A 13,460-nucleotide genomic window follows, 5' to 3' on the forward strand; every position below is an offset into this window, starting at 1 on the left:
CTCGTAATTAGCCTGAAATAGCTGTAATTTTCAACTCAGTGAACCATTGACGGTGACCTTGTTGTTTACGATAGTGTTTACGACGACGCATTTTGATGATGCGGATTTTGTCGTGACGACCATGGCTAACTACTTCAGCAGTTACTTTAGCGCCAGCTACTACTGGTGCACCAATTTGAATGCTGTCACCGTTAACAAGCATCAACACGTCATCAAAAGTAACAGTTGAGCCAGTTTCAGCTTTCAATAATTCTACTTTAAGGGTTTCACCCTCAACTACACGGTGTTGTTTACCACCGCTTTGGATTACTGCGTACATTTAAGTACTCCAAACATGCCCGTGTTGTCGTGCCGGTAAAGGGATATACCGATCTTAAAACGATCGTCACTGGGGTTTTGCAAAGGCAAAGATTTTAAGGGATAACCCGAAAAACAACAAGTCATTTCCGTAAAATATTAGATGAGTATGCGTTTATTATATAAATAGTGTCATTAAAAGTATTAAAATGAGTGCTCTATTTCACTTATCATGCTTTTGACAAGGTTTGACATAGATTTTTAGCAACAATTCGCTAATATACTCTGGACTGACATCAACAACATGCTGTTCAAACAACATGCTAAAGATAAAAGTCTGTTAAAAAATAAGTACAATACTTCCGCTTGATGAAAAAAATCACTTAAGATTAAGTCAATTGAGTAAGTTCTTACCTGTTATTCATATAACAAATTGCTACACTACGTCTGTAATTCAAAAATTATTGAGGTTTCTCTTCATATGACCATCGACTTTAAGCAAGATATTCTCGCGCCTGTTGCTACTGACTTTGCTGCGATGGACAAATTTATTAATGAAGGGATCACGTCTAAAGTTGCCTTGGTCATGGCAGTCAGTAAACATGTGGTTGAAGCAGGCGGTAAACGCATGCGTCCCATTATGTGCTTACTTGCAGCAAAGGCTTGTGGCGCAGAAGATTTAGAAAAACACCGTAAACTTGCAGCAATTATTGAAATGCTACATACCGCAACCTTGGTACATGACGACGTAGTCGATGAATCGGGTTTACGCCGTGGCCGCCCAACCGCAAATGCGACATGGAATAATCAAACTGCCGTACTTGTGGGTGATTTTTTGATTTCTCGCGCTTTTGATTTATTGGTGGATCTAGACAGCAAAGTATTACTCAAAGACTTTTCAACAGGTACCTGTGAAATTGCTGAAGGTGAAGTTTTACAACTTCAATCACAACACCAACCCGAAACTACTGAACAAACCTATTTAGATATTATTCACGGTAAAACTTCGCGTTTATTTGAGCTCGCTACCGAAGGTGCAGCGATTCTGACTGGTACACCAGAGTACCGTGAACCGCTTAGAAAATTTGCCGGACACTTTGGAAATGCCTTTCAAATTATTGACGATATTTTAGATTACACCTCAGATGCTGAAACATTAGGTAAAAATATTGGCGATGATTTGATGGAAGGTAAACCAACTTTACCTTTAATCTCTGCCTTAAAGAATACCACTGGCGAAGAACATGACATTATTCGCCGCAGTATTGCCACAGGTGGTACGGCAGATTTAGAGCGTGTAATTCAGATTGTACAAAGCTCTGGGGCTCTTGATTATTGTAGCCAACGTGCGACTGAAGAAACTGAAGCAGCACTAGCCGCTTTAGCAGCACTACCAGATACTGAATATCGTCAAGCTTTAATCAACCTCGCAAACTTGGCATTACACCGAATTCAATAATTAACAATATTCATCGTAATTCCCCTTGCCTATGCATATAAAACTGAATGATATCTTTTTGACCATGCAGCAACAGCTCGATACCCCTCGGGCTGTGCTGGATGAAAACTTGCTGATCGAATTGGTCAACCGAATTCGACCAGAAGATACAAAAAATACCGACGAAATTAAGAAAAAATTTCAGGCTTTCATCCAAGCTTTACTCATCACGCCAGATGCAGCCTCTACCCTGCAAAGCTTTGTTCTAAAACTCATTAGCCGATATAAACAAACCAGTTTATATGCGGACACGGGTATTTTGTCTCTCGATGGTTTTTGGGGACAACTGTTCCAACGGCTTGGCGCACATTTTCTTCCCCTGATCAATGACGAAACTCAACTACAAGATTTAGTCCGTCGAGTTTTTTATCGTCATAACGACAAATATTGGCTCGACAGTATTGATGATCAGCAATGGATGCAGCTCTTTCGATTGTTTAACCAAGGTCATAGCAATCAGGAAGAAAAAAAGAAAATTCGCCGTGAATTAATTAAGGCCATTACCGTTTTGTCTTATCGGGTGAGTGGTATTGGCTTATATCCTGAATTTATTAATGCGCAGCCTGAACTGACCGAATATGAATCGCCTTTTTTGGTGCAAAACCGTGAAATAAACGATTTTATTCAACAGTATAAAAAGCTCCATCAAAGTGCTGAAGAAATGAGTGCTGTGCTACCGCCAGATGCTTCTCAAGCGTTGGTAATGCTGGAACAATGTCGTGATGTGGTGCTGAAGATTCGCCGTGCGACCAAACGAATTGGTGTAAGTGTCAGCCTGACTTACTTATTGTCGCTTTTAGAACAGTGTTTAGATCGCTTAGAAATCTTACTCAACCTGATTGTTGAAGAAGATGATGTCCGCTATGTGTCTATGGGTAGTTTACTCAGTGATGTGACGTCAGCGATTTATAGCGAGCGTAGCGTGCGCGATTTACTTGCCACCAATAGTGAATTGGTTGCCCTACAAGTCACCGAAAATGCAAGTAAAACGGGCGAACACTATGTAAGTACGGACAAACAAAGCTTTATGAGCATGTACCGATCTGCGGCAGGTGCCGGCGTGATCATTGCATGTATGGCAACACTAAAAGTGCTGATGACCCGTGTCACCATGGCACCGCTCATGCAAGCCATTTCATATAGTCTGAACTACTCTTTCGGCTTTATGCTGATTCATGTCTTACATTTTACGGTTGCTACCAAACAGCCTGCGATGACAGCTGCCGCACTTGCCTCGACGGTTCAGCATCGTAAAGGCTCGAAAATGGCGCAAATTGCCGAGCTTGCCGCGCTGATTATTAACATCATTCGAACCCAGTTTATTGCAATCTTAGGCAACATCAGTATTGCGATTCCTGTTGCAGCATTGATCGCATTAAGTTGGGACATGGCTTTACATGAGCCATTAATGAATCATGCAAAAGCAGCTAAAACCTTACACGACCTCAATCCATTTACCTCACTGGCTGTGCCACATGCTGCGATTGCTGGGGTATGTTTGTTTTTATCAGGTTTGCTTGCTGGATACTTTGACAACATGGCGATCTATCGCAAAGTTGGACCACGGATTCAAGCACATCCAAAGTTAAAACGCATTATGGGTCAAGAGAGACTGGATAAGCTTGCCGCTTACATTGAGCGAAACTTAGGTGCTTTAGCAGGTAACTTCTTATTCGGGATCATGCTGGGCAGTATGGGAACGATTGGATTTATTTTTGGTTTACCTTTAGATATTCGCCATATCGCCTTCGCCTCGGCCAACTTCATTCAAGGCCTCATCAATATTAATGGTTCACCAGACATTGGCTTAATCATTGTGTCATTCTTAGGAGTTATTCTGATCGGTCTGACTAACTTATTCGTCAGTTTCACGTTAACCATTATTGTGGCACTACGGGCACGTCGCGTAAGATTTGAACAATGGAAACCACTGGCTAAATTGGTGATGACTCATTTTCTAACGCGACCAAGTGACTTTTTCTGGCCACCAAAAGCCCCACTTGAAGTTGAAGATGGCACACAAGCCAGTAAGAACAATCATTAGCAGATTTGTGTTTTATTTTAGTAAGATGTAAATGAACACAAAAAATAAAATCAGTATGATTTACACAGACTTGAAATAAAGTGTACTGATGAGTACACTTTAGTCCATTAATTAACCGAGCTCAAACCGGTTAAAATGACAAGGAATAAAATATGCCACGAACGCTACTGTTTGTTGGTTTTTTTGCATTAATTATCAGTGTGTTGTCGCTTTATCCCACCTATTTAAATCTATTAGATTTAAATATCGTGGAATGGATGAGTCAGCACCGTATTGCTGTTTTTAATCAAATTGCCATCGGACTTTCCGCGCTAGGCGGCATGCCTTTTGTATTATTTTTCACCACGCTATGGTGTTTACACTTTGCGTGGTATAAAAAATACACAGAGATTGTTTTTATCAGTATAGGGATCTTTGGAAGTATCGGCCTTGCATGGTTGCTTAAATTTACGTTCACCAGACCGCGCCCCCCAGAAATGTACCATCTTGTAGCGTCTTACGGGAGTTCATTCCCAAGCGCACACAGTTGTTATGCTGCATCGCTTGCGTGTCTGATGATCTTGATTTGCCGACAACATGCTCAACATCGCTTGATCACCATTTTGGCATTGTTATGGATGCTGTGTATGGGTGTTTCGCGAGTATATGTTGGGGTTCATTTTCCGACAGATGTCTTATCCGGTTGGAGCATAAGTTTTATTTGGATCGCGCTACTTTATTTGAGTTACATCAAAATCAGTAAAGCGTAAACAAATGAATAATTTAGATAAATATCTAATTGAGGTGGAACAATGATGTCTGCAAAGCTTTGGGCTCCCGCCCTGACTGCTTGCGCATTGGCAACAAGTATTGCACTTGTTGGTTGTAGCAAAGATCCTAAAAATGCACAGCAAGCTGCTGCTGCACAGCAAATGCCACCAACTGAAGTCGGTGTCATTGTTGCCCAACCGCAAAGCGTTGAACAATCTGTTGAACTTTCTGGCCGTACATCTGCCTATGAAATTTCAGAAGTACGTCCACAAACCAGTGGTGTAGTACTGAAACGTCTATTTGCAGAAGGCAGCTATGTTCGCGAAGGACAAGCCTTGTACGAGATAGACTCGCGTACAAACCGTGCTTCAGCTGACAGTGCTCGTGCTGCTTTAACACGTCAACAAGCAAATTTAGGCGTGTTACGTGTTAAAGAAGGTCGTTACCGTCAGCTTGTTGGCTCAAATGCGATTTCAAAACAAGAATACGATGATATTGTTGCTCAAGTTAAACTGGCTGAAGCAGATGTTGCGGCATCTCAGGCAGAACTTAAAAATGCAGAAATTAACCTAGGTTACTCAACTGTACGTGCGCCAATTTCAGGTCAAACCAACCGTTCAACAGTGACAGCGGGTGCATTAGTTACTGCATCTCAGGCTGATCCATTAGTCACAATTCAACGTCTTGATCCAATGTACGTTGACATTAACCAATCAAGTGCTGAACTTCTTCGCTTACGTCAACAATTAAGCCAAGGCAACTTAGACAGCAGTAATAACACCAAAGTGAAATTACGTCTTGAAGATGGTAGCGAATACCCAATTGAAGGTCGTCTTGCATTTTCTGATGCGAGTGTAAACCCAGATACAGGTACGGTTACACTTCGTGCTGTTTTTTCTAACCCGAATCATTTATTACTTCCGGGTATGTTTGCCAATGCTCGCATCGTTCAAGGTGTGATTCCAAATGCTTACCTGATTCCACAAGCTGCTATTACACGTACCCCTACAGGTCAAGCGATTGCAATGATTGTGAATGCAAAAGGTGCTGTTGAATCTCGTCCTGTAACCACTGTTGGTACACAAGGTTCGAATTGGATCGTGACTCAAGGCTTGAATACTGGCGATAAAGTGATTGTTGACGGCATTGCGAAAGTTAAGCCAGAACAACAAGTTGTAGCCAAACCGTATCAACCTCAGGCTGCTGCACCTCAAGGTGCGCAACAACCTGCTGCAGCAAAGCCAGATGCTAAAGTTGCAGAACAAGCAGCACCTAAATCTGAACAAAAAGCTACTTCAAACGCATAGGGAGTAGACTGAATGGCTCAATTCTTTATTCATCGCCCTATTTTTGCGTGGGTGATTGCATTGGTGATTATGCTGGCGGGTGTACTCACGCTATCTAATATGCCAATTGCACAGTATCCGACCATTGCGCCGCCAACGGTTTCAATCTCTGCGACTTACCCTGGTGCGTCTGCAGAAACAGTTGAAAACACCGTAACCCAAATCATTGAACAACAAATGAATGGTTTGGATGGCTTACGTTATATTTCGTCAAACAGTGCGGGTAACGGTCAAGCATCTATTACATTGAACTTTGAACAAGGGATCGATCCAGATATCGCCCAAGTTCAAGTCCAAAACAAACTCCAGTCTGCGACAGCGCTATTACCTGAAGACGTACAACGTCAAGGTGTAAAAGTCACCAAATCTGGCGCAAGCTTCCTACAAGTTGTAGCATTCCACTCACCGTCGGGCAAGTTGACTGCGGACGACATTAAGGACTATGTAAACTCGAATATTTCTGAACCTCTCAGCCGTGTGGCAGGTGTAGGTGAAGTCCAAGTATTTGGTGGTTCTTATGCGATGCGTATTTGGCTAGATCCAGCCAAAATGGCAAACCTGAAAGTTACACCGAGTGATGTGGCTGCGGCTATCCGTACACAGAATGCTCAGGTTGCTGTTGGTCAGTTAGGCGGTGCGCCTGCAACTGAAGGTCAAGTACTGAACGCGACAGTTACAGCACAAAGTTTGTTGCAAACACCAGAGCAGTTTAAAAACATTTTCCTGCGTAACAGTAGTGATGGTGCTCAAGTACGTTTAGGTGATGTTGCACGTGTTGAATTAGGTGCTGACAACTATCAGTTCGACTCTAAGTTCAACAACAAACCTGCTGGTGGTGTAGCGATCAAACTAGCAACTGGTGCAAACGCATTAGATACAGCCGAAGCTGTTGAAGCACGTTTAAAAGAACTACGTCCAAACTACCCTGAAGGTTTAAAAGACACGCTTGCATTTGATACGACTCCATTCATTAAGTTATCGATTGAAAGTGTTGTACATACCCTTGTAGAAGCCGTGATTCTTGTATTCTTTGTGATGTTCTTATTCTTACAGAACTGGCGCGCAACGATTATTCCGACATTGGCTGTACCTGTAGTGGTATTGGGTACTTTTGCTGTCATTAACATGTTTGGTTTCTCGATCAACACACTCACCATGTTCGCGATGGTACTGGCGATTGGTCTCCTCGTGGATGATGCTATTGTTGTCGTAGAGAACGTTGAACGTGTCATGGTTGAAGATCATCTTGACCCAGTGACTGCAACTGAAATCTCAATGAAACAGATCTCGGGTGCCTTAATCGGTATTACCTCTGTGTTAACCGCTGTATTCGTGCCGATGGCATTTTTCGGTGGTACGACAGGTGTAATTTATCGTCAGTTCTCAATCACGCTGGTAACAGCAATGATTCTGTCATTGATTGTAGCATTGACCTTTACCCCTGCCCTATGTGCGACCATGTTGAAACAACATGATCCAAACAAACCTGAAAGCAACAATATCTTTGCCCGTTTCTTCCGTTGGTTTAACAGCTCTTTTGATAAAGTTGCTCATAAATACCAAGGCGGCGTGAACTTCATGACACACCACAAGATTTTCTCTGGTGTGATTTATGCAGTTGTAATCGGCTTATTAGTGCTTTTATTCCAAAAGTTACCATCATCATTCTTACCTGAAGAAGACCAAGGTGTTGTAATGACACTGGTACAGTTACCACCGAATGCCTCACTTGAGCGTACGGATAAAACTGTCACTGCAATGACCGATTACTTCCTGAAAAACGAAGAAAAATATGTCGATTCTGTATTCAGTGTTGCCGGTTTCTCGTTCACAGGTGTAGGTCAAAACGCAGGTCTTGCATTCATCAAGTTAAAAGATTGGGAAGACCGTACATCACCTGAATCTCAAGTGGGTGCGATTATTCAACGTGGTATGGCATTGAACATGATCGTGAAGGATGCTTCATACATCATGCCAATCCAATTACCAGCAATGCCTGAATTGGGTGTCACTGCCGGCTTCAACTTGCAGTTAAAAGCTTCTGCAGGTCAAACTCATCAACAACTTATCGATGCCCGTAATATGGTGCTCGGTATGGCTGCTCAAGATAAACGCCTCATGGGTGTTCGTCCTAACGGTCAAGAAGATACGCCACAGTACAAAATCACGATTGACCAAGCTCAAGCCGGTGCTATGGGTGTCAACATTGCTGAAATCAATACCACAATGGGTATGGCATGGGGTGGTTCTTACATCAATGACTTCGTTGACCGTGGTCGTGTGAAGAAAGTCTATGTACAAGGTGAAGCTGCGGCACGTATGATGCCTGAAGACCTGAGCCAGTGGTATGTCCGTAACAACCAAGGCACAATGGTTCCATTCTCGACCTTCGCTACTGGTGAATGGACTTATGGTTCACCACGTCTTGAACGTTATAACGGTATCGCATCTGTGAACATTCAAGGTTCACCGGGTGTGGGTGTAAGTTCGGGCGACGCGATGAAAGCGATGGAAGAAATTGTACAAAAACTTCCTTCGATGGGCGTTCAAGGCTTTGACTATGAATGGACTGGTTTATCTCTAGAAGAACGTGAGTCTGGCGCACAAGCACCATTCCTATACGCACTTTCATTGTTAATCGTCTTCCTATGTCTTGCTGCCTTGTATGAAAGCTGGTCTATTCCGTTCTCAGTATTACTGGTTGTACCATTAGGTGTATTGGGTGCGTTATTACTGACTTTCCTTGGAATGGTGTTCTTCAAAAATCCAAACTTGGCGAATAACATTTACTTCCAGGTGGCTATTATTGCCGTCATTGGTTTGTCTGCGAAGAATGCGATCTTGATCGTAGAATTCGCCAAAGAACTTCAAGAAAAAGGTGAAGATCTGTTTGACGCAACATTGCATGCCGCTAAAATGCGTCTACGTCCAATTATCATGACCACTTTAGCCTTTGGTTTTGGTGTACTTCCGCTTGCCCTTTCTTCGGGTGCAGGTGCAGGTAGCCAGCACTCTGTAGGGTATGGTGTATTGGGTGGCGTAATCAGTTCTACCCTACTTGGTATCTTCTTTATTCCTGTATTCTACGTATGGATCCGAAGTATCTTTAAGTACAAACCAAAACAACAAAATAATCAGGAGCATTTATCGTGATGCAAAATGTATGGTCTATTGCAGGTCGTAGCATTGCGGTTTCTTCACTTGCGCTTGCTTTGGCTGCCTGCCAAAGCATGCGTGGTCCAGAGCCGGTTGTTCAGACCAATATCCCCGAAAGCTACACTGCAAGTGCTTCTGGCACTTCTGTGGCTGAGCAAGGATATAAAGATTTCTTTGCTGACCAACGTCTGGTACAAGTTCTTGACTTAGCTTTAGCCAACAACCGTGACCTGCGTACCGCAGCTTTAAATATTGAACGTGCACAGCAACAGTATCAAATCACTGCCAATGGTCAATTACCAACCATTGGTGCAAGTGGTAGTGTACTTCGTCAAGACACGTTGAATACACAAAAGCCTATCACCTCTTACAATGTCGGTTTAGGTGTCACTGCCTATGAACTTGATTTTTGGGGTCGTGTACGTAGCTTAAAAGACAATGCCTTAGATAGTTATCTTGCAACTGCAAGTGCCCGTGATGCAACACAAATTGCGTTGATCGGTCAAGTGGCTCAAGCATGGTTAAACTATGCATACGCTAACTCAAACTTGAAGCTTGCAGATCAAACCTTAAAGGCTCAGCTTGAATCTTACAACCTGAACAAAAAGCGTTTTGATGTCGGTATTGACAGTGAAGTTCCTGTTCGTCAGGCTCAAATTTCTGTAGAAACTGCACGTAATGATGTTGCAAACTACAAAACTCAAATTGCTCAAGCGCAAAATTTATTGAATCTATTAGTGGGTCAACAAGTACCTGCGAACTTGCTTCCAAACCAACGTGTCAGTCGGATTACTTCGACCAATACCATTGGTTCAGGTATTCCAAGTGACTTGTTGAACAACCGTCCAGATGTACGTGCAGCTGAATACAAACTGTCTGCCGCTGGTGCGAACATTGGTGCAGCTAAAGCACGTCTGTTCCCTACGATTAGCCTGACAGGTTCTGCGGGTTATGCTTCAACGGACTTAGGTGATCTATTTAAATCAGGCAACTTTGTATGGTCTGCTGGCCCTAGCCTAGATATTCCAATCTTCGATTGGGGTACGCGTCAGGCCAATATTAAAGTTTCTGAAACTGACCAGAAAATTGCATTGTCTGATTATGAAAAATCAGTTCAGTCAGCTTTCCGTGAAGTGAATGATGCGCTTGCAGTTCGCCAAAACATTGGTGACCGTATTGCAGCACAGCGCCGTTTAGTTGATGCAACCAATACAACTTACAAACTATCAAATGCCCGCTTCCGTGCTGGTATTGATAGCTACTTAACTGTACTGGATGCGCAGCGTGCATCTTATGCAGCTGAGCAAGGTTTGTTGTTGCTTGAACAAGCAAATCTCAACAACCAAGTTGAATTGTATAAAACACTTGGTGGTGGTATCAAAGCCAACACTTCTGATGCTGTGCAATACCAACCTTCTACTGCTGAGCGTAAAGCAGCATCAAAACAATAATTTGATTTAGCCTAGCCCGTAATATTTGAAAAGCTCACTTCGGTGGGCTTTTTCATTTTTAGATCGGAGCTACAAAATAAAAATGAACATATTGCTTTTTGCTGAAGAGTTTCCTATCTTCAATTCACCTTTTTATATTGATAACTAAAAATGCTTTTAAGTAATCTTGAATCTGTTCCGGGTCATACCATTACACAACAACTTGATGTCGTTTATGGCAGTACTGTCCGCAGCAAACATGTTGGTCGTGACTTTATGGCTGGCCTAAAAAATATCGTGGGTGGTGAACTCAAAGGTTATACAGAACTACTCGAAGAATCCCGTCAAGAAGCTATGAGCCGTATGATTGACAAAGCACGTGCCTTAGGCGCGAATGCGGTCGTCGGTATCCGTTTTTCAACCTCAAATATTGCTCAAGGCGCCTCTGAATTATTTGTGTATGGCACGGCAGTTCGCGTAGAAGCCAACTCAGCAAAACTACCAGACCCATTTCCAACTCAGGACTAAGTCATGGATGCCTTTATTTTTAAAGTCCTGATCTTTGTGGTGCTCTTTTGTATTGGTTGGGGCTTCGGTCGCCATATCGAACAAAAGCATCTCAAAGAACTCGAAGCTCAAGAAAAGCGTTTGGCACATATACGAATAGACAACAACCGCTTTAAAACTACTGAACATTTCGGACAACTGATTTCAAGTAATGTGGTAATTTCGCATGATTATTTTAAATATGTGATTGCCAATATTCAGAACTTCTTTGGCGGACGTTTGGCCAGTTATGAAAGCATCGTTGATCGGGCACGTCGTGAAGCCGTGGTGCGTTTAAAGCAAGAAGCTGAAAAGATGGGCGCAACGCAAATTATGGGCCTGCGTCTAAGCACCACTGAGTTGGGTATGCAAGGCGGCATGGTCGAAGTCTTTGCGTATGGAACAGCAATTCAAAAGAGAGACATCTGATCTCTCTACTTCTCCCCAATTCATTTTTACTATTTAATTTACTTTACACAATGTGTTTTCAAACTCTTCATAACCCACATTTTCATTGCGACAAACTTTAAAACAAACTTCATTAAATTTCTTTTCATCAATATTTGGATCATGAAAACTAAATGCAACATCTCCAGCATAAGCACGTGCCAGATCTTGCACCACAATGTCAGCTTTACATCCATATAAAGTTGGACATGCCTCTAATGTTCCTTCGTAATACTCTTTACACTGAGTCGGTTCGACATCCACCTTATTGGGTTTTTGCATCGACACATTTAAACCATTTTCATTCATTAGAAGAAAATATTGAAGTTTTCTAAATGGTTTTAAGTCAATCTCGAGTCCCGAATGATTGATACGAGCCAATTGATCTTTGTAAGAATTATGATCATCTGAGATTAACTCTGCATTACCAGCTTTGTCGATTTTGATAAAGCTATAGTTGACAGGCATATATGCGCCACTCCCCTTATGTGCAATCACTTCGACCAAATGATCTTTCGCAATAAATGCTCCCGTAAATACAGTCGATTCAACACTGGTCAGCAACTTATCTTTCACTAAAACACAATATCCAAAACATTGATCTTTGAATCTAGCCTGATCGCCTTTAAAATCATCAACAGGATGAAATTCAGCTCGCCATTTAAAATCACCAATTTTATTCGAGCTATAAGGTAATTTATCAACATCTGAATCTTGAGGATTTTGACTGTAATACTCAGACTTCAATAATCCTTGTTCATCAAACAGTGCTTCGATCGGTAACCACCCCTCATTTGGTCCTCGTATTACAACTTCTGCACTCGCCGCTTCAACATTAGGTTCAATCTCAACAGATTCAGTAACGGGTTCTGATACAGTTCCTATTTCTTTTTCAGGCTTTTCGAGCGTTGACTTCTGCTCAATTTTTTGAGTTTTCTGTTTAAAATAAAAATATGCCACTGTACCGATTGCACCAATGATTGCGCACAAAATGATGGCTATTCCCCATTTGTTAAAATTATTCTTTTTCATTTCTTATAATCTCGTTACTCATTAAAAAAGTCACTCTTAAAAGTGACTTTTAAACAATTTAAACTTGATAAAACTTACTTCACTTTGGTTTTACGAATCATTTTATACAACGTTGTCGGTGATAAACGTGATACCCAAACACCGAGCTTTTCTTTAGAACCACCCACCACGATGTATTCTTCCCCTCGTTGCAAAGATTGCACTACTGTTTCGGCAAACTCATTGGCTTCTAGACCATTTTCAATGGCTTCATCCTGATGCCCTTGTGGCTTGCCGGCACCATTGAGTGCATTAAATGAAACATTGGTTTTGACAAATCCGGGGAATATCACCGATACGCCCACCCCTTGATCCGCCACTTCTGCACGTAGACTGTTTGCCCACATATGAATGGCAGCTTTTGCAGCAGAATAGGTCGCGCGGTATTGTGTCCCTAATAAGCCTGCAACACTTGAAACAAAAGCAATTCGACCAGACTTTTGTGCTAAAAATGTCGGTAAAACGGTTTTGGTTAAATAGACTTGCGAAAAATAATCTACTTCCATGATGGCACGTTCAGTTTGCATAGTCGTATCCGTAATCAATGCACGCTGACTCAATCCCGCATTATTGATTAGCCAGTCAATTCGACCTTTATGCGCAAGGACTTGTTCATAAGCATGGCGAACTTGTTCTTCATTGGTAATGTCTGCACACACTGAAAGATGCTGATCTGGATGTAATAATGAAACACGGACTTTTTCCAACTCTTCAAATCGACGTGCGGTCAAAATGACCTGCGCCCCTTGCAAAGCACATTCTTTTGCTAAAGCTTCACCCAAACCTGACGATGCCCCAGTAATCCATACCACTTTTCCGTTCAAATCATCACGTTTTGCCATTTTGACATCCTTTTAAATAACTAATTTATTCAT

At 42.1% G+C, this 13,460-nt stretch carries 11 protein-coding genes; 8 read left to right on the plus strand and 3 right to left on the minus strand.

Annotated features, from left to right (window positions below; all coding sequences use genetic code 11):
* Positions 1 to 7: 7 nt before the first annotated feature.
* Positions 8 to 319 carry a 50S ribosomal protein L21 gene (gene rplU / locus FTU16_RS00525; RefSeq protein WP_078191390.1) on the minus strand — a complete coding sequence of 104 codons (312 nt, stop codon included), beginning with the start codon at positions 317 to 319 and terminating at the stop codon, positions 8 to 10.
* Between the two features lie 459 nt (positions 320 to 778).
* Here rplU and sdsA point away from each other — a divergent pair, with 459 nt between their 5' ends.
* The 8 genes from sdsA (at position 779) to FTU16_RS00565 (ending at position 11,496) form a co-directional block, all read left to right on the plus strand.
* On the plus strand, positions 779 to 1,756 hold the full coding sequence (sdsA, locus tag FTU16_RS00530) for an All-trans-nonaprenyl-diphosphate synthase (protein ID WP_078191391.1): 978 nt from the start codon (positions 779 to 781) through the stop codon (positions 1,754 to 1,756).
* Positions 1,757 to 1,787: 31 nt separating this feature from the next.
* Positions 1,788 to 3,839, plus strand: coding sequence for a site-specific recombinase (locus tag FTU16_RS00535; protein ID WP_180162555.1), 2,052 nt, complete (start codon positions 1,788 to 1,790; stop codon positions 3,837 to 3,839).
* Between the two features lie 152 nt (positions 3,840 to 3,991).
* Positions 3,992 to 4,588, plus strand: a complete 597-nt coding sequence (locus tag FTU16_RS00540; protein WP_180063224.1) for a phosphatase PAP2 family protein — start codon at positions 3,992 to 3,994, stop codon at positions 4,586 to 4,588.
* 42 nt (positions 4,589 to 4,630) lie between these two features.
* Positions 4,631 to 5,896 carry an efflux RND transporter periplasmic adaptor subunit gene (locus FTU16_RS00545; RefSeq protein WP_180162464.1) on the plus strand — a complete coding sequence of 422 codons (1,266 nt, stop codon included), beginning with the start codon at positions 4,631 to 4,633 and terminating at the stop codon, positions 5,894 to 5,896.
* Positions 5,897 to 5,908: 12 nt separating this feature from the next.
* Positions 5,909 to 9,088: an efflux RND transporter permease subunit gene (locus FTU16_RS00550; protein WP_180162465.1), complete on the plus strand. Its 3,180-nt coding sequence runs from the start codon at positions 5,909 to 5,911 to the stop codon at positions 9,086 to 9,088.
* A complete protein-coding gene (gene adeK / locus FTU16_RS00555; protein WP_180034600.1) occupies positions 9,088 to 10,542 on the plus strand; it encodes a multidrug efflux RND transporter AdeIJK outer membrane channel subunit AdeK in 1,455 nt (484 codons plus the stop codon). Before FTU16_RS00550 ends, adeK begins: the two co-directional genes overlap by 1 nt.
* Before the next feature lie 150 nt (positions 10,543 to 10,692).
* A complete protein-coding gene (locus tag FTU16_RS00560; RefSeq protein WP_078192212.1) occupies positions 10,693 to 11,049 on the plus strand; it encodes a YbjQ family protein in 357 nt (118 codons plus the stop codon).
* 3 nt (positions 11,050 to 11,052) lie between these two features.
* Positions 11,053 to 11,496, plus strand: coding sequence for a YbjQ family protein (locus FTU16_RS00565; protein WP_180162466.1), 444 nt, complete (start codon positions 11,053 to 11,055; stop codon positions 11,494 to 11,496).
* Between the two features lie 33 nt (positions 11,497 to 11,529).
* Here FTU16_RS00565 and FTU16_RS00570 read toward each other — a convergent pair whose 3' ends face one another.
* Positions 11,530 to 12,546 carry a hypothetical protein gene (locus FTU16_RS00570; RefSeq protein ID WP_180162467.1) on the minus strand — a complete coding sequence of 339 codons (1,017 nt, stop codon included), beginning with the start codon at positions 12,544 to 12,546 and terminating at the stop codon, positions 11,530 to 11,532.
* 74 nt (positions 12,547 to 12,620) lie between these two features.
* The gene (locus tag FTU16_RS00575; RefSeq protein WP_078191399.1) at positions 12,621 to 13,427 is read right to left on the minus strand and encodes an SDR family oxidoreductase; all 807 of its coding nucleotides are present in this window, start codon (positions 13,425 to 13,427) and stop codon (positions 12,621 to 12,623) included.
* Positions 13,428 to 13,460: the final 33 nt, after the last annotated feature.

The organism is Acinetobacter sp. YH12069 (genome assembly GCF_013419675.1).
Lineage (GTDB): Bacteria > Pseudomonadota > Gammaproteobacteria > Pseudomonadales > Moraxellaceae > Acinetobacter > Acinetobacter amyesii.